Annotated in this window: 14 protein-coding genes and 2 pseudogenes; 5 read left to right on the forward strand and 11 right to left on the reverse strand. The window is 71.7% G+C overall.

Going from position 1 to position 17,354, the window contains the following annotated elements:
• Nucleotides 1-44: 44 nt before the first annotated feature.
• Complete coding sequence (phoA, locus tag AC38ZX_RS13705; protein ID WP_491294878.1) at nucleotides 45-1,766, reverse strand: alkaline phosphatase; 1,722 nt, start codon at nucleotides 1,764-1,766, stop codon at nucleotides 45-47.
• A gap of 186 nt (nucleotides 1,767-1,952) precedes the next feature.
• Nucleotides 1,953-2,438 carry a beta-class carbonic anhydrase gene (locus AC38ZX_RS13710; protein WP_426592465.1) on the reverse strand — a complete coding sequence of 162 codons (486 nt, stop codon included), beginning with the start codon at nucleotides 2,436-2,438 and terminating at the stop codon, nucleotides 1,953-1,955.
• A gap of 159 nt (nucleotides 2,439-2,597) precedes the next feature.
• On the opposite strand from AC38ZX_RS13710, the gene eda reads away from it, so the two are divergent.
• Entirely contained in the window at nucleotides 2,598-3,266 is a 669-nt protein-coding gene (gene eda / locus AC38ZX_RS13715; RefSeq protein WP_491294879.1) for a bifunctional 4-hydroxy-2-oxoglutarate aldolase/2-dehydro-3-deoxy-phosphogluconate aldolase, read from the forward strand.
• Between the two features lie 22 nt (nucleotides 3,267-3,288).
• Nucleotides 3,289-3,915 (forward strand): 4'-phosphopantetheinyl transferase family protein, encoded by a 627-nt coding sequence (locus tag AC38ZX_RS13720; RefSeq protein ID WP_426595958.1) that lies wholly within the window; start codon nucleotides 3,289-3,291, stop codon nucleotides 3,913-3,915.
• Between the two features lie 3 nt (nucleotides 3,916-3,918).
• Here the strand turns inward: AC38ZX_RS13720 and AC38ZX_RS13725 are convergent, their stop codons facing one another.
• Entirely contained in the window at nucleotides 3,919-4,440 is a 522-nt protein-coding gene (locus AC38ZX_RS13725; protein WP_491294880.1) for an AMIN-like domain-containing (lipo)protein, read from the reverse strand.
• 175 nt (nucleotides 4,441-4,615) lie between these two features.
• On the opposite strand from AC38ZX_RS13725, the gene AC38ZX_RS13730 reads away from it, so the two are divergent.
• Nucleotides 4,616-5,599 (forward strand): magnesium transporter CorA family protein, encoded by a 984-nt coding sequence (locus AC38ZX_RS13730; protein ID WP_426592468.1) that lies wholly within the window; start codon nucleotides 4,616-4,618, stop codon nucleotides 5,597-5,599.
• Here the strand turns inward: AC38ZX_RS13730 and AC38ZX_RS13735 are convergent.
• Both AC38ZX_RS13735 and AC38ZX_RS13740 read right to left on the reverse strand, forming a co-directional pair.
• Entirely contained in the window at nucleotides 5,577-6,179 is a 603-nt protein-coding gene (locus AC38ZX_RS13735; RefSeq protein ID WP_491294881.1) for a serine hydrolase domain-containing protein, read from the reverse strand. The genes AC38ZX_RS13730 and AC38ZX_RS13735 overlap by 23 nt on opposite strands.
• Nucleotides 6,180-6,283: 104 nt before the next feature.
• Nucleotides 6,284-6,589, reverse strand: a pseudogene (locus AC38ZX_RS13740) (serine hydrolase); the annotation flags it as partial.
• Nucleotides 6,590-6,689: 100 nt separating this feature from the next.
• Between AC38ZX_RS13740 and AC38ZX_RS13745 the strand changes: the two are divergent.
• Complete coding sequence (locus AC38ZX_RS13745) at nucleotides 6,690-7,625, forward strand: NADP-dependent oxidoreductase (protein WP_491294882.1); 936 nt, start codon at nucleotides 6,690-6,692, stop codon at nucleotides 7,623-7,625.
• A gap of 190 nt (nucleotides 7,626-7,815) precedes the next feature.
• Nucleotides 7,816-8,612 (forward strand): annotated as a pseudogene (locus AC38ZX_RS13750) (transglutaminase-like domain-containing protein).
• A 4-nt stretch (nucleotides 8,613-8,616) separates the two neighbouring features.
• Here the strand turns inward: AC38ZX_RS13750 and AC38ZX_RS13755 are convergent.
• The 6 genes from AC38ZX_RS13755 to AC38ZX_RS13780 all read right to left on the reverse strand — a co-directional run bounded on the left by AC38ZX_RS13755 (nucleotide 8,617) and on the right by AC38ZX_RS13780 (nucleotide 16,943).
• Nucleotides 8,617-9,192 (reverse strand): VIT1/CCC1 transporter family protein, encoded by a 576-nt coding sequence (locus AC38ZX_RS13755; protein ID WP_426592472.1) that lies wholly within the window; start codon nucleotides 9,190-9,192, stop codon nucleotides 8,617-8,619.
• A gap of 86 nt (nucleotides 9,193-9,278) precedes the next feature.
• Nucleotides 9,279-11,210, reverse strand: a complete 1,932-nt coding sequence (gene dnaG / locus AC38ZX_RS13760; protein ID WP_491294883.1) for a DNA primase — start codon at nucleotides 11,208-11,210, stop codon at nucleotides 9,279-9,281.
• A 31-nt stretch (nucleotides 11,211-11,241) separates the two neighbouring features.
• Nucleotides 11,242-12,561, reverse strand: coding sequence for a deoxyguanosinetriphosphate triphosphohydrolase (locus tag AC38ZX_RS13765; RefSeq protein WP_426592474.1), 1,320 nt, complete (start codon nucleotides 12,559-12,561; stop codon nucleotides 11,242-11,244).
• A 16-nt stretch (nucleotides 12,562-12,577) separates the two neighbouring features.
• On the reverse strand, nucleotides 12,578-14,416 hold the full coding sequence (locus AC38ZX_RS13770; protein WP_491294884.1) for a glycoside hydrolase family 13 protein: 1,839 nt from the start codon (nucleotides 14,414-14,416) through the stop codon (nucleotides 12,578-12,580).
• On the reverse strand, nucleotides 14,413-15,321 hold the full coding sequence (locus tag AC38ZX_RS13775) for a sugar ABC transporter permease (RefSeq protein WP_491294885.1): 909 nt from the start codon (nucleotides 15,319-15,321) through the stop codon (nucleotides 14,413-14,415). Before AC38ZX_RS13775 ends, AC38ZX_RS13770 begins: the two co-directional genes overlap by 4 nt.
• Nucleotides 15,321-16,943, reverse strand: a complete 1,623-nt coding sequence (locus AC38ZX_RS13780; protein ID WP_491294886.1) for an ABC transporter permease subunit — start codon at nucleotides 16,941-16,943, stop codon at nucleotides 15,321-15,323. Before AC38ZX_RS13780 ends, AC38ZX_RS13775 begins: the two co-directional genes overlap by 1 nt.
• Between the last annotated feature and the right edge of the window lie 411 nt (nucleotides 16,944-17,354).

Raw genomic sequence — 17,354 nt, forward strand, 5'->3', positions numbered from 1 at the left:
CGGGAGACGAGGCCCGGGTGCGTCATCGACCCCTCCCGTTCAGGTCAGCGGTTGGCGATCGTGATGGGGATCAGCTTCTCCGTCGTCTGCCCGTCGATGCCCACGGCGTCGATCTTGAGCGTGTACTGCCCGTTCGAGTAGTCACGCGTGTCGAGCACGAGCGTCGGACGCTTGCCGGCGTTCGTGCTGCCGGGCGCCGCGGTGTTGTCGGTCAGCCAGGTACCGCCCTGGTTGAGCTCGATGTACGTGTACCGCGGCTCGGTGTCCAGCGTGACGCGGACCGTCTGCTTGCCCTTGAGGATCGCGTCGTCCGTCACGTTGACGTTCTGGATGACCGGGGCGGCCGGCGAGGGTGCGCTCGGGTCCAGCTTGAGCGCGTCGCGGATGGTGAAGAACAGGTCGGTCTGGTCGGTCAAGCCCACCACGTTGGCGGCCCGCGGGCCGTAGGCCGCGATCCGCACCTGGGTGCCCGTGTGGTCCTGCGAACCGCCTGTCTCGGCGGTGCCGTACGCGACGGTCATCGGCTTGCCGTCGGCCGTCAGGAGCGTCCGGGTCAGGCCGGGAGTCAGGGTGTTGGGGTAGACGATCTGGCTCGAGTGGCCGTGGTCAGCCGTCAGGACGACGAGGGTGTTGCCGTCCTGCTTGGCAAAGGTCAGGGCTGCCTGGACCGCCTCGTCGAGGTCGACCGTCTCACCGATCTGACCGCAGGGGTTGGCGGCGTGGTCCTGCTTGTCGATGCTCGCGCCTTCGACCTGCAGGAAGAAGCCCTTCTTCGAGCTCGACGCGTCGAGAAGCGAGATCGCCTTGTCGGTCATCGCGGCCAGCGTCGGGGAGGTGGCCAGGTACGCCGGGTTCGGCGTGCACGTAGCAGGCGCCTCCGTGCCGCCGGTGTGGGTGGCCGGCGGACCGACCCAGCGGGTCGCCATGTTGCCGGGCGCGAAGAGGCCGAGCACCGGAGACGACTGGTCGGCCTGCGTCACGCCCGCCAGGCCGTTCGCGTCCGAGACCACCTGGAAGCCGCGGTCCTTCGCCTGCTGGAGGAGCGTCTTGCCAGCCCACGGTCCGGCGAGAGCCGGCTCGTTGAACGAGGTCGCGCCGCCGCCGAGGGTGACGTCCGGCCGGTTGCCGATCAGCTGCTCGGTGATCGAACCGAGGCCGCCGTTCTGCAGGGCGTTCGTCGGGCACTTGGTGGTCGTGACCGCCGGCGCGTAGCAGCTGCGGTCGGTCACGTGCGAGACGAGCACCGCGGGCGTGGCGTCCTGGATCTCCGCCGTGCTGACGTCACCGGTGCGCAGGCCGTTGGCGCGGGCGATCTCGAGCAGGGTGCGCTGGGGTGCGCCGGCGATGTCGACCGAGATGGCGCCGTTGTAGGTCTTGGTACCCGTCGACCAGCCCGAGCCTGAGGCGGCGGAGTCCGTGACGTAGTCCGGCTTGCCGTCGGTCTTGTCCAGCGCGTAGGTCGTGTACTGCCCGGTCAGCGGGAGCGCATCGATGCCCGCGAACCGTCCCGCCGCACCCAGTGCATAGTTGCGCGCCACGGTGATCTCCGAGTCGCCCATCCCGTCGCCGATGAGCAGGATGACGTTCTTCGCGGTCCCGCCGCGCAGCTCGCTCCTGACCGCACTGGTCTGGTCCCCGGCCAGCCGGCGGGCATCGCCGTGGCCGGTCAGGTCGATCGTCGCGGCCATCGCGGTCGTGGCGGCCAGCAGCAGCGCGCCGCCGACCACCGCGACGCCCAGCGGGCGCCGTGCTCGTGTCCCCATCATGTTTCCTCCACCGTTGCTTCCCTCGAGGTGCGACGACCTCGTCGCAGCTCGAGTCGACCGGGTGAAGGCGTCCACAGGGTGAGCACAGGATGAGCAATGGAGGAACAGGACCGGTCGAGCACGGCCCGACGGGGGACGTGCGCTCGTGACGGTGTCGCCCCCTCACGGCATCGTGCTCTGGATCGGCTAGACCTCGGTCAGCAGACCGGTCGCGACGTCGAAGACGAAGCCTCGGACCCGGTCGGTGTGCGGGACGAACGGGCTGGCCTTGATCCGGGCGATCGACTGCCGGACGTCGACGTCCAGGTCCGCGAACGCCTCCGCGGCCCACTCGGGCTTGATCCCCGTCTCGTCCAGGATCGACTGCTTGAACCCGTCGTCGGTGAACGTGAGCATCCCGCAGTCGGTGTGGTGGATGAGGATGATCTCGCGCGTGCCGAGCAGCCGCTGGCTGATGGCGAGCGAACGGATCTCGTCGTCGGTCACCACACCGCCTGCGTTGCGGATGACGTGCGCCTCGCCCGCGCCCAGGCCAAGGATCCGGTACACGTCCAGTCGTGCGTCCATGCAGGCGACGACGGCGACCTGACGGGACGGCGGCAGAGGCAGCGGTCCGGTGAAGGTCTCGGCGTAGGCGCGGTTGTTGGTCAGGTACTCGTCGGTGACGGACATGCGTGCTCCCGGGTCTCGAAGACTCCCCTGCGGCGGGGACCGTATGCCCTCCCGAGCGGTGGCGCGCGGCGAGCGGGTGGTCGCTCGCATGGTGGACGGCCATCGCACGTACCGTGTCCCCGTGGACCCTTTCGCCCCCAGCGCAGCGGCGCCGGCTCGATGACCGGCGTGCTGGACGCCCTCTCGACGCACGGCGTCGTCCCGGTGGTCGTGATCGACCGGGCGCTCGACGCCGACTACCTCGCCGAGGCCCTCGTGGGCGGCGGCCTGCCGGTGGCCGAGGTGACGCTGCGTACACCTGCGGGCCTCGACGCGATCCGCACGCTGGCCCTGCGCGGCGACACGCTCGTCGGCGCCGGCACGGTCCTGACCGCGGCACAGGTCGACCAGGCCGTCGACGCCGGCGCCGCGTTCGTCGTCTCCCCCGGCCTCTCGCGGCCGGTGGTCGAGCGGTGCCTCGAGCTCGGTGTGCCGGTGGTCCCCGGGACGGTGACGCCGACCGAGGTCATGGCGGCGCTCGACCTGGGCGTCTCGTGCGTCAAGTTCTTCCCCGCGCAGACGTCGGGCGGCGTGGCCGGGGTCGAGGCGCTCGCCGCCCCGTTCCCCGGCCTGCGGATCATCCCGACCGGCGGGATCGGGCCGGACAACGCCGCCGCGTACCTCGCCCTGGGCCCCGTCGCCGCCGTCGGAGGGTCGTGGATGGTGTCGCGCACCCTCGTCCAGGCGCGCGAGGTCACGACGATCGCCCGGCTGTGCCGGGAAGCGGTGGAGCTCGTCGGGACGGCCCGCGGGCTCGTCGGCGGAGCAGGGGCGCACGTCGACCGCTGACGCTGCCACACTGGCGGACGTGATGGAGCAGGTGCTGCCCACCGACGTCGTCGTCGTCGAGCATCGCGGCCCTCCCCTGCCCGCAGCCCTCTTCCCCGAGGAGGAGGCCGCCGTCGCGCGTGCGATCCCGGCGCGTCGCGCTGAGTACGCCGCCGTCCGCGCCTGCGCACGCGCGGCTCTGACCCGGCTCGGTGCGGGTGCCGTCGCCGTCCCGTCCGCGCCCGACCGCTCCCCCGTGTGGCCGGAAGGAGTCGTGGGCAGCATGACCCACTGCGACAGGTTCCGGGCGGCCGCGGTCGCGCACGCCCGGAGCTGGGCGGGCCTCGGCATCGACGCCGAGGTGCTGGAACCTCTGCCGCCCGAGGTGCTGTCGCTCGTCATGAGCACGTCGGAGCAGGAGGCCATCGCCGACCTCGACCCCGGCATCTGCCCGGACCGCATCGTGTTCTCGGCGAAGGAGTCGGTGTACAAGGTGTGGTCGCCGATCGTGCACGCCTGGCTCGGGTTCGAGCACGTGGACGTCCGGCTCGGCCACAACACGTTCACGGCTCGCCTGAGCGTGCGCGGGCTCGGCACCGACCTGCTGCACGGACGCTGGGCGGTCGGCGACGGGCTCGTGGTCACCGCCGCGGCGCTGGCACGAGCCTGACGATCACCAGTGGTGGGCGACGTCCACGACGAGCCGACTCGACGACCCCGGGCCGGCGAGCACCAGAACCCGGAACGGCAGCCGTGCCCGCAGACCGAGGCCGACAGTCGTGTAGCCCTCGAAGGTCCCGGCGTGCACGACCTGCCGGAACGTCGAGTACCCGGCGACGTCGCGCAGCTCCAGCGGGTTGCTGGGAGCCCAGCTCTCGGCCGGGTCGTTCACCGTGATCTGCAGCGCTGCCCCACCACGCGTCGGGATGACCGCGCCCGAGCCGTCCTGGGTGATGTGCGGGACGTACCGGACCGTGTACCCGCCGACGTGTCCGGCCACGTCGAGGACGAGCCGGTCGTAGCAGGCGTGCCGGCCGGTCCGTACGCCGGTGACGGGGGCCTGGGACAGTCCGGCGGCGGACTTCTCGAGCGAGCCCCAGGTGATCCCGCAGTGCGGCGTCGCACTCGCGGGCGACACCGGCACCATGACGAAGGCAGCCAGCAGAAGAACGACGGACAAGAATGCACGGCGCATCGCACGACCTCCTCGTCGCGGGGCACTTTCCTCCAGGGTAGGCCCGTGACGCGCGCCCTCTCGGGTGAAAGACGCGTGGCAGATCCGGCCCGCGACCTCCCACCCTCGCGCACCGGCGCGCGCCCCGTGGCAGGCTCGCGGTATCCGATGACGAACCGCGCGAGAGAGCCCAGTCATGGATGTGCACCTGATCACCTCGGACGGCGTCCGCGACTGCTCCGTCGACGAGCTGCCCGACCTGCTGGCCGCCAAGCACGGCCTCGTGTGGGTCGACGTCCCGGAGTGGGACGCGGAGGCGGCCGCCGTCCTGGTCCCGGTGTTCGGTCTGCACCCGTTGGCCGTGCACGACCTCGAGGTCCGCAACCGGCTGCCCAAGCTGCACGCCTACCCGGACTCGCTGCTCCTGGTCCTGCACGCCCCGGAGAAGGGCAGCGGCGGCCACGTCCACCACGTGGAGCTCGACCGGATCATCGGACCCCGGTACCTGATCACCGTGCACGGGCCGGTGAACCCTCTGGTCAGCCGCGAGATCACTTTGCGCGATACCGCCGAGGTTCTGGCGCGCATCCGGTCCGGCCGCCTCCGGCCCCACACGTCGTTCGACATCTCGCACGCGATCGTCTCGACCCTGACCCGGCACATGGAGCGGTTCGTCGAGGAGCTCACCACCGACGTCTGGGACCTGGAGCAACGGGTCAACGACGGCGCCCTGGGCAACCCGGAGAAGTTCCTGGACGAGATGTTCCGCACGCGGCACGGCCTGCTGGCCATCCGGACCATCGCCGCGCAGACGGCCCAGATCTACCGCCGGCTGTCGGGGATCAACCGGGCGGTGCCGGAGGAGAGCCGTCATCTCGTGCTCGACCTCATCGACCAGTTCGACCGCATCGCGGGGCTCGCCGGAGAGGAGAAGGACTACCTGCAGGGGGTGATCGAGTTCTACCGAACGCGCACCGACACCAAGATGACCATCGCCGCCGAACGGCTCGCGGTGATCGCCGTGGTCACCCTGCCGATCACGGCCCTCGCCTCGGTGCTCGGCATGAACATGATCGTCAACCCCCACACCACGCCGATCCCCCTGGCCTGGGCCCTCGGCATCATGCTCGCGATGTCCGCGGGGCTCCTGTGGTGGGCTAAGCGGCAGGGCTGGTGGTGACCAGCCGCTCCTCGAGCAGCCGCGCGATCGGCCACGCGCCCGCGGACGTCGTCCCCGCGACCGTCGCGGTGAGCCGCTCGACCGGGTCGTGGAAGCTTCGGAACGACACGCCCGCGTCGTAGCCCGAGAGGCCGGGGACGTCGCGCGACGCGTGCACCCAGAACCCCAGCCCGTACCGCTGCCCCTCCGCCGGCACGTCGCTGCGCGGGGTCGTCATCAGCGCGACGGTCTCCGGGGAGACGATCGCGCCGGCGAACAGCGCGACCCAGAACCGGTGCATGTCGGCGGTCGTCGTGTACATGCCCCCGTCGCCGTTACCGCGCACCGGCAGGTGGAACACGTTGGTGCGCCAGTGCCCGTCCATCCGCACGTAGCCCACGGCGGCCGTTCCCGGCAGGTCGTCCGAGCGCAGGAAGCCCGAGTCGAGCATCCCGGCGGGCCGAAGCACCCGCTCGTCGACGAGGTCGTGGAACCCCGTGCCGCTGGCCCGCTCGGCCAGGAGCGCCAGCACCATGAAGCCGCTGTTGCAGTACGAGAACCGCTCGCCTGCGGGGAACTTCGTCGGGAAGCCATCGAGCACCGTGACGAACTGCTCGGTGGTCGCGAGCCGTGCATGGGCACCCGCAGGGCGTAGTCGTCGATGTCGGACTCGACGTCCTCGTCCAGGTAGTCGCCGATGCCCGAGCGGTGGGCGAGCAGGTGCTCGACCGTGACGTCGTCGGCGACGAGCGGCAGGTCGCCGCCGAGCAGCGAGCGCGCCGTCGTGCCGAGCGAGAGCGTCCCGTCCTCCACGAGGCTCATCGCGGCCAGCGCCGTCATGCCCTTGTTGCCGCTCGCCATCGCGACCTGCGAGCCGACGGTCATGGGGACGCCGTGGCGCCGGTCGGCGAGCCCGAAGGCCGCCTCGAGGACGGTGCTGCCGGCGCGGTCGACCCGCACCACGCCCGAGAACTCGTCCGTGAGGGCCGCGACCTCCGCTGCCAGGTCCATCGCGCCACGGTAGCCGGGACATCCTCGTGACACGAGGGGATTGAGAGTCGCGCCCGACGCGTCGGCTGGCTACCGTCGAGCCGACGAAGGGACCGCCACGATGACCCGGACCATGAAGGCCCTGCGCGCCCACGCACGCGGCAGCTTCGACCAGCTCGTCTACGAGGACGCCCCGGTGCCCGTCGCCGGCCCGGGCGAGGTGCTCGTCCGGGTGGCGGCCGTCGGCATCACGCCCACCGAGCTGACCTGGGACGAGACGTGGGCAGGACTGGAACGCGACGGCACGCCGGCCATCCCGGGGCACGAGGTGTCGGGACACGTCGCCGAGCTGGGACCGGACGTCGACGGCTTCGCCGTCGGCGACGCCGTGTTCGGGCAGGTGCCGTTCGACGCCCCGGGCGGAGCCGCCGACTTCGTCGCGGTACCCGCCCACGCCCTCGCGCCGCGACCCGACGCGGTGTCCGACGTCGACGCCGTCACGCTGCCGGTCGCGGCGCTCACCGCCTGGGAGGCCTTCGAGGTCCACGCCCCCGTCGGGCCGGGTTCGCAGGTGCTCGTGCACGCGGGCGCGGGCGCCGTGGGCGGCTTCGCCATCCAGCTCGCCGTGCTGCGCGGTGCGACCGTGGCCACCACCGCCTACGTGCGCGACGAGGAGCTGGTCCGCGCGCTCGGTGCGACCACCGTCACGACGACCGATCCGGCGCAGTTCGGCGGCGGACGGACGTACGACGTCGTCATCGACCCGCTCGGCGGGCAGGTGCTGCTGGACTCGTACGCGGTGGTCCGACCGGGCGGGCACCTGGTCACGCTGAACGCTCCGCCGGACCAGGCGCGTGCGGCGGCGGGGGGCTTCACGGCCACGTTCTTCGTCGTCGCCGGCGACGGCTCCGCACTGCAGCGGATCGCCGCCCTGGTCGCCGCCGGCGACCTGCGCACGACGGTCGCCGCGACCTTCCCGCTCGCCCGCGGCCGGGAGGGCTACACGTTCGCGGGAACGCCCGGGCACGGCCCCGGCAAGACCATCCTGGTCGTCTGACACAGATAGGTGGACCGACGTCCAGCGAGAGGGGGTCGGACGGCGCCGAGATGGCCGACCCGCAGGCCTCTGACCTGCGGGTTCATCGGGTACTGCCCGCGGGCTGGACGCGGGGGCCCGCGAGCCTCACACTTGCGCTCGCCCCCTCTAGATGGTCCAGCCACCGACGGCTGGGAAAGGACCCGCGGCCGTGCTGCGCACCGTGACTTCTCATCTCTCCCTCGACGTGCGCGCCCCGCTCGAGATCGAGCTCCTCGTGGCCGTCGCCGACGGTGCCTACGACCGTTCCGAGCTCCTCTCGGTCCGTCATGACGACGGCCCGCTGGACGTCACCGAGATCAGCTCGCGCACGGCGCGCGCATGCACCGGGTGCTCGCCCCCAAGGGCCGCGTGGTCGTCGACTACCACGCCACCATCACGGGCCAGGCGGACCTGCCCCCCATCGACGACGTCGACATCGTCGAGTACCGCCGCCCCTCTCGCTACGCCGACTCGGACCGGCTGCTCGCGTTCGCGCGCGACCAGTTCCGCGACCTCGACGGCGAGGAGCTGCTCGACGCCGTCGTCGGCTGGGTCACCAACCACGTCACGTACCTGTCCGGGTCGAGCCTGCCGACGGACGGCGCGACCGACACGCTGCTCAAGCGCCGCGGGGTGTGCCGCGACTTCGCGCACCTCGTCGTCGCCCTGCTCCGCGCCCGCGACGTCCCGGCGCGCCTGACCTCCGTGTACGCGCCCGGGCTCAAGCCGATGGACTTCCACGCGGTCGCCGAGGCGTACATCGACGGCGCCTGGCACGTGGTCGACGCCACGGGGATGGCCCCGCGCGAGTCCCTCGTGCGCATCGCCACCGGTCGCGACGCCACCGACACCGCGTTCATCTCCTGGTACGGCGGCAGCCTCTACGTCACGGCGATGACCGTCACCGCGACCATCCACGGCGGACTGCTGCTCGACGAGGGCACCGGGCTGGTCGCGCTGCGCTGAGCGCTCAGACGGTGAGCCCCACGAGAGCCCCGATCCCGTACGTCACCGCCATCGCCACGGAGCCGCCGAGCACGTTGCGCAGGACCGAGCGCCGCGGCTCCGCGTCGCTGAACCGGGCGGCCACCAGGCCCGTGACCACTAGCGCGGCCAGAACGGCGACGAACGTGGCAGGGACTCGTGCACCGCCCCACGGCGCCAGGACGACGACGAGCGGGACGAAACCGCCGATCAGGAAAGCGCCGAACGAGGCGACCGCGGCGTGCCAGGGGTTGGACTGCGCGTCAGGATCGTCGCGGACCGCCATCGTCGGCAGCACGCGACCACGCCGCAGCGCCGCCCTTTCGGCGTCGCGCTGACTGCTCACCGACACGTACTCGCCCGCAGCCATCGACAGAGCGCCCGCGACGAGCGCGGCGATGCCGGCGACCGCGAGAGTGCCGACCGAGGTCGCCGCGCCAGCCACGCCGAGGACCGTCGCCGCGATCGAGACGATCCCGTCGTTAGCGCCCAGCACGCCCGCGCGCAGCCAGTTCAGGCTCGAGACGGTAGGGGCCGGGCGAGGAGTCGAGACCGTGGTCATAGCGCCACGCTAGGCCGCGTTCTCGGGGTTGTCACCGAAGCGAAGCCTGCCCTGACCTGCAACGATGCAGGACAGCCTCTCCTACCTCAGGCGCTCTCACGCAGCGTGCGGCGCCGGCCCTCGACCTCGACCAGCTCGGCGTACGCGGCACGGTAGGCGGCCGGGTCGACCTCGGCGTCCATGCGCTGCAGGCGCCCGCGCAGCTCGGCGATGTGCCGCGTGAACCCCATCTCGACGAGGCTACGTACGACGCCCTTGACGTAGCCGTCCAGCGCGTCGGGGCGGTCCTCGGGCAAGGGCGCGACCGCCAGCTCGGTGACCAGGGGCCGCAGGTTCTCCCCCGCCTCCTCGATCACGGCGCCGACCCAGGCCGTCGCGTTCCCGAGCGTCCGGGCGACGACGAGCCCGCCGGCGGCCCGGACCGCCTCGTGCACCGCGCGGTAGGCGGGTGCGCCGAACGCGTCGGCGGGCAGGTCGTCGAACTCCTCGGGCACGAGTGCGGGCTGCTGCAGGACCACCTCGAGCGCGGTCCGCTCGATCTGCGCCACCGGGTCGCGGCGGTCCGGCTGCGGCATGCGCGGTGCCGGCCGTTCGTCTCGGGGAGCCTGCCGCTCGTCGCGGACGGGACGCGGGTCCGCACCGCGCGACGGCTGCCGGCTCGTCGCACCCTGGACCGCGCGGCGCACCTGCTCCTCGTCGTCGATGCCCAACCAGCCCGTCAGCATGCGCGTGTACTCGGGCCGCAGCCCGGCGTCCCGGATCCCCGCGACCACGGGCGCGGCGGCGCGCAGGGCACCGATGCGGCCCTCCGCGGTCCGTAGGTCGTAGGTCTCGAGCGTGCTCCGGATGACGAACTCGTACAGCGGGGTCCGGCCCGCCACCAGCGCGCGGACCGCGTCGGGACCCTTCGCCTGGCGCAGCTCGCACGGGTCCAGGCCCGACTTCTCGACGGCGACGAAGGTCTGCGCGGTGAACGTCTGGTCCTCGCCGAACGCGCGCAACGCGGCCTTCTGACCTGCGGCATCACCGTCGAAGGTGAAGATGATCTCGCCGCCCACGGACGCGCCCGAGGCGAGCTGCACTCCCCCGCTCGACCCCGAGTCGCCGACCAGGCGGCGCACGATCCGGGCGTGGTCCGAGCCGAACGCGGTGCCGCACGTCGCCACCGCGGTACCGACCCCCGACAGGTGCATGGCCATGACGTCGGTGTAGCCCTCGACCACGACCACGCGCTTGTCGCGCTGCATGTCCTTCTTGGCCAGGTCGATGCCGTACAGCACGTGCGACTTCTTGTAGAGCGCGGTCTCCGGGGTGTTCAGGTACTTGGGCCCCTGGTCCTCGTCGTACAGCCGGCGCGCCCCGAACCCGACCGTCTCCCCGGTGACCTCACGGATGGGCCAGACGAGCCGCCCGCGGAACCGGTCGTAGACGCCGCGCTGCCCCTGGCTGACCAGGCCGGACGCGGTGAGCTCCGCCTCGGTGAACCCGCGACCGCGCAGGTGCCGCATGAGCGAGTCCCAGCCCTTCGGCGCGTACCCCACCCCGAAGTCGGCGGCCGCGGTGCGGTCGAACCCGCGCTCCGACAGGAACGCGCGACCGGCGGCGGCCTCGGGTGCGCCCAGCTGCTCGCGGAAGAACTCCTCGGCCACCTTGTGCGCCTCGATGAGCCGCCGGCGCTTGCCGGGCTCCTCGCCGGGCCGCGGGGCGCCGCCCTCCTCGTACCGCAGCTGGATGCCGACCTTGCCGGCGAGGTACTCGACGGCCTCGGAGAACCCCAGACCGTCGACCTTCTGCACGAAGTCGATGACGTCGCCCCCCTCGCCGCAGCCGAAGCAGTGGTAGCGACCCACCTGCGGGCGGACGTGGAAGGACGGCGAGCGTTCGTCGTGGAACGGGCACAGGCCCTTGAGCGACCCGACGCCCGCCGGCTTCAGCGTGACGTGCTGCCCGACGACCTCGTCGATGTGGGCGCGCTCGCGGACCGCCTCCACGTCCTCCCGTCGGATGCGTCCCGCCACGCGCCGAGTCTAGGCGTGGATGCGTGGCCGGTCAGACGAACGCCGCGGGTCCGCCGTGCCGCGGCGGGTGAACCAGTCGCGCGTGCAGCTCGGCGGCCGAGATGTCCGTCAGGGAGGCCACCTGGTCGATCACGACGCGCAGCCGGGCGGCGTCGTCCGCCGCCGCAACCCAGTCCGCGGCGAACGGGGGCTCGAGGGCGATGGGTGCTCGTTCCGACAGCACGTGCACGAGGTCGGTGAGCACCTCGCGCTGCCGGTGGTAGAGCGGTTCGAGCTCGCGCGGGGCCATGACGTAGGCCACCGCGAGGCCCTTGAGCACGAGGATCTCGGCGAGGGTCTCGTGCGGGACGATGAGGTCGGCGGCGTACCGCGTCAGGGGCCCCGGGCCGTACTCCGCTCGGGTCGCCCGCTGCGAGGCCTTGGCGAACCGGCCGATGAGCTGGCTGGTCGAGTCCTTGAGGTGAGCGAGCGCGCCGCGCGACCCGTCGAACCCCTGCCGCCAGAGTCTCGCGGTCACCAGCCGGTCGATCGCGTCCTGCAGCTCGTCGCCGGTGACGGCGTCGCCGTACCAGGTCTGCACCGCCTCGATCACGCGGTCCCGTTCCTTCGGCACGCCGAGCACCTCGAGGTCCAGGCGGCCGCCCACCACGGCGTCCTCGACGTCGTGCACCGAGTACGAGATGTCGTCGGCCAGGTCCATCACCTGCGCCTCGAGGCACTTGCGACCCTCGGGCGCGTTCTCGCGCAGCCACTCGAACACCGGCAGGTCGTCCTCGTAGACGCCGAACTTGTGCGTCGGTCGCCCGCTCGCCTCGCTGATCGGGCCCTGCCGGTGGCGCCAGGGGTACTTGACGGACGCGTCCAGCGACGCGCGCGTGAGGTTCAGGCCGACCGCCCGTCCGTCGGGCCCGACGACCTTCGGCTCGAGCCGGGTCAGCAGCCGCAGCGTCTGGGCGTTCCCCTCGAAACCGCCGATGCCCTTGGCCAGCTCGGCCAGCGCGCGTTCGCCGTTGTGCCCGAACGGCGGGTGGCCGAGGTCGTGGGCGAGGCACGCGGTGTCGACGACGTCCGGGTCGCAGCCGAGCGCCTTGCCGATCTCGCGGCCCACCTGCGCGACCTCGAGCGTGTGGGTCAGACGCGTACGCACGAAGTCGTCCGACGACGGTCCGAGCACCTGCGTCTTGGCCCCGAGCCGCCGCAGCGCCGAGGAGTGCACCAGCCTGGCGCGGTCGCGCTCGAACGCGGTGCGCTCGCGAGACTTGGTGCCCTCCCGGACCCACCGCTCACGGTCGGCGTCGACATACCCGTCGACGTCCGGGGTGTGGGCCAGTGCCTGGTCCGGAATGGTCACGGCGTCAGCCTAACGATCAGGCCAGCCGCCAGACCTGGACCCCGGGGCCGTCGCCGCCCACGCGCAGCGCGTCGGTGCCCACCTCCAGGTCCCCACCGCCGTACAGGTTCTCCGGCAGGGCACCCGGCGCGAGCAGGTGGCGGGGCAGGTCGACGCCCTCCCAGGGGCCGCGGGCCACGACCACGAGCACCCGCTCGTCGAGCGTCTCCCGCAGGTAGGCGACGGCGTCGGGCCGCACGACCGCCCATCGCATCCCGCCTTCGCGCAGCGCGCGCGACCCGCGACGGACCGCGATGAGCGACCGGTAGATGTCGAACGTGCCCGCGTCCCAGCGCGGACCCCCGCCCGCGTCGATGTCGCGCCAGGGCATGGCGACCCGCGAGTGCTCACCGTTGGTGCCGGTCAGCCCGCCCTCGTCGCCGGCGAACATCGCCGGGGTGCCGGGGTAGGTGAACAGCAGCCCGGCGGCCAGCTCCACGCGCTCCCGGGTGCCGACGACGGTCCGCAGACGGGCGGTGTCGTGCGAGCCGAGCATGTTCCACTGGTGGGTCGTGACGTTCCACGGGACGGTCGAGTCGAAGTCGCGCATGGTGGCCACCATCGACTCGCCGTCGCGGCGCGGGATCGGCACGGGCATGCCCAGGAAGCCGAGGGCGCTGCCGGGGTCGACCAGCCAGGTCCACACCGGTCGGGTGAACGCCGAGTAGTTCATGTTCGCGTGCCAGCCGCCGGCGGCCAGGTCCAGCCCGGCGTCGTGGAAGTGCTCGGCGACGAGCACAGCGTCCGGGTTGATGTCGCGCATCGTCGCGCGGATGGTCCGGGCGACCAGGTGCGTGAGGTCGTCGTCGGCGTACCGGCCGGTCATGTTCGCGACGTCGATCCGCCAGCCGTCCAGGGAGTACGGCGCGCCGAGCCAGCGGCCGATCACCGAGTCCGGGCCCTGCACCATCCGCGCGGCGAGCGACGGCGCGTTGTAGTTCAGCTTGGGCAGCGAGGCGTGCTCGAGCCAGCTGACGTAGCCGGGGTCGTCCTCGGACCAGTAGTAGAACTCGGCCTCCTCGCTGGCCCGGTCCCCCTGCGCCCGGGCGAACCACTCGTGCCCGGCGCCCGTGTGGTTGGTGGTCAGGTCGCCCAGGATCCGCATGCCGCGCCGGTGCACGGCGCGGCTGAGGGACGCTAGCGCCTCGTCGCCACCCAGCAAGGGGTCCACATGGTCGAACGTGCTCGCGTCGTAGCGGTGGTTGGAGCGCCCCGGGAAGACCGGCGTCAGGTACAGCGTGTCGACGCCGAGCCGCTCCAGGTGGTCCAGGCGCGCCTCGATGCCCGGCAGGTCGCCCCCGAAGAACTGCGTCGCCGTGCCGGGTCCCCCGCCGATCGGCTCGTCGTCCCACCGGGCCGGCAGCGCCCAGTCCGGCAGCGGGCCGTCCGGCGACCCCGCCCGGGCGAACCGGTCCGGGAACACCTGGTAGACGACGGAGGTGTCCATCCAGGCCGGCGCCGGGTCGTGCACCGTCAGCCGGAAGTCGGCGGCGTCGGGCACCTCGCGGTCGTGCACGCCCCGCCCGTTCAGCCAGCGGTAGCCGCCCGGCTCGTCGAGGAGCACGCGGTAGCTGGTGACCGGGTTGTGCACCGGGACGTCCGCGACGTACCACCGTTCGTGCTCGTCGGACCGCGCCATCCGGGCCTCGACCAGCCGGGGCTCGCCGTCACGGACGGTCCGCACCCAGACGGCGCGCTCGGCGCCGGCGGCCGGGACCCGGATCCTGACGGGCACCACCTGGCCGAGGCTCGGTGTGCCTCGCCCGACGTAGACCTCCGACCCGTCGTGGTGCGGGAGACCGAGCAGGTGGCTCATCCCTTGACGGCCCCCGCGATCAGGCCCCCGACGATGTACTTCTGCAGCGCGAAGAACAAGATGATCACCGGGATCGCGGCCAGCACCGCTCCCGCCGCGAAGAGGCCCCAGGGTGCTGTACGTTCGTCCGCCGCCCAGGTGTACAGACCGAGTGCGACGGTGTAGTTCTCCTGTCGCCCCAGCACCACCTTGGCGATGAGGATCTCTCCGTACGTCGAGATGAAGGAGAGGAGCCCGACCACCGCGAGGATCGGCGTGACCAGGCGCAGGATGATCGTCCAGAAGATCTGTGCGTGCGTCGCCCCGTCGATCTTCGCGGCCTCGTCGAGCTCGCGCGGCACGGTGTTGAAGAAGCCGTACATCAGGAACGTGTTCACGCCGAGCGCGCCCCCCAGGTACACCAGGATGATGCCGAGCGGCTTGTTCAGGCCCAGCGCCGGGAACACCTTTCCCATCGAGAGCAGCAGCAGGAAGATCGCGACGAACGCCAGCGTCTGCGGGAACATCTGGATGATCAGCAGGCTGGTCAGCGACCCTCGCCGGCCCCGGAAGCGGAAGCGCGAGAACGCGTAGGCCGCCGCGGCCCCCATCAGGACCGTGCCGATCGCGGTGACCGTCGCGATCACCAGCGAGTTGCCGAACCACCGCGGGTATTCGGTGGTGGTCAGCTTGGAGAAGTTCGCGATGCTGAGGGTCCGGAACAGGTCGTTCGAGCCGGTGAGCGTCCCGCCCGGGTTGAGCGAGGCCGACACCAGGTACACGAAGGGCAGCAGGCAGATCACGATCGTCACGATGGCCACCACGTGCCGCCAGCCGACCTCGCGCCACCATCGCATGCCCGTCACCCTGCGGTGCTGCTCGACCGAAGCCTTTGTGCGGCGCTCGACCGTCGTGGCGGTGGTCATCACAGCTCCTCCAGTCGGCGGGTCCGTCGGAAGCCGGCCCAGGAGATCGCGCCGACGATGAGGAAGATCATGATCGACAGGGCGCTGGCCAGGCCGTACTGCTTGAGCCCGCTCTCGAAGGCCACGGAGTAGACCATCGAGATGAGGATGTCGGTGTGGCCGACGAGTATCGGCGTGCCCTGGAAGTTCGGCCCGCCGCCGGTCAGCAGGTAGATCAGCGTGAAGTTGTTGAAGTTGAACGCGAACGACGCGATGAGCAGTGGCGCCGTGGCGACCAGGAGCAGCGGCAGGACGATCGAGCGCTGGATCCGCGCCGCGCCGGCACCGTCCATGCGGGCCGACTCGATGACGTCGCCCGGGATCGACTGCAGCGCCCCGGTGCACACCAGGAACATGTAGGGGAACCCGAGCCAGAGGTTGACCCCGAGGATCGACAGCTTGGCCAGCCACGGGTTGGTCAGCCAGGGTATGTCGGCGCCCCCGAGCAGGACCTCGTTGATGAACCCGAACCGTTGGTTGAGCAGGCCGCGCCACACGAGCGCGGAGATGAAAGCCGGCAGGGCGTACGGCATCAGGAGCAGCGACCGGTAGATGCGCCTGCCCTTGACCCGCGGGTCGTTGAACACGACCGCGAGGAAGAGCCCGACGACGAAGCACGTCAGCACGGACAGGATCGCGAACGCGAACGTCCACCAGAGGATCGAGAAGAACGGGCCGGCGATCCGCGAGTCGGTGAAGAATGAGGTGAAGTTCTCGAAGCCGACGGTGACTCGCCAGCCGGGCAGCAGCACCGTGCCGTCGGCGGAGACGAAGTTGCCGTGGTCGGAGGGCGTGTAGACCGTCCCGGTCGCCGGGTCGGTCATCGTGTCCGCGTTCGCGTCGTAGACGAGCGTCGACGTGTAGATGTAGCCCGTCGAGCCGTCCTGAGTGCGCAGCGACCCGTCGTTCGGGTCGTCCGAGACCGGCACCCGCAGGTTGGTGATCTCCTCCTGCTGCTGCGCGATCTGCGCGAACTGGAGCACGTCGTACCCGGGCACGGCCGTGACCTTGTCACCGTCGTGGGTGGCATCGGACGCGGGCTCGAGCGGCTTGTCGGCCGTCCCGACCTGCACCTCCCCGTCCTGCACGATGGCGAAACCGAGGTTCCCCAGCCGGGAGACCACCGTCAGCGGGTAGCTCTGGGAGCCCTCCACGCGACGCTCGTTCTGAGCGAGGATCGACTCGATGGCGTCGGACTTGCTGGAGTTGTGTCCGTCGCCATAGTTGGTGAACGCGATGAAGCCCGTGTACGCCATCGCGAAGAGCTGGTAGACGAGCAGGAACAGCAGGCCGGGGACCAGGTACTTGGCCGGCATCATGCGCCGGGAGAAGTACACCCAGTTGACGACGACCAGCGCGAAGACGAGGAACGCGACGATCACCCACGAGTTCACCGCGGCGGCGGCGAGGATGCCGTAGACGCCGAGCGCGTCGACGAGCGCGACGAGCAGGAGCTCGGCGACGAACCCGGGCGAGAAGGCTCGCGCGTGGGAGTCGCCGGATCGGGAGCGAGGCGGCGCGTCCTCGGGCGGCGGCGGCGCTCCCTGAGAGACGACGTCCTGCGCGGTCTGCTGGTCCGTCATGAGGTCCTCCGTGCTGCGCGTCGTCGCGCAGCGGCAGGGCGGGCATGGCCCGCGGGTGGAGCGTGTGGTCGGCCCAAAGGTCCGATCCTGGCGGGGATCGGCCTCTGCGTCTCGGCGAACGCCCGCCGGGGCCCTGGTCAGGACCCCGGCGGGCACCCTCGATGGGTACGGTCAGCTTGCCGTCGATCGCACCCTGGATGTTGGTCGTCATGGTGTTCCACGCGCCGGCCGGGTCGGCGGCCTGGCCGCCGATGATCTGCACCTCGGTGGTGCCCCAGAAGCTCCACACGGAACCCATCTCGGGGATCGAGGGCATCGGGGCGCCGGTGGCACCGGCCGTGTTGAAGCCGGCGAGCACCTTGTCGTCGACCTTCGCGGCCGAGGCCTTGAGCGCAGGCAGACGGCCGCCCG

Source organism: Cellulomonas sp. McL0606, assembly GCF_058248365.1.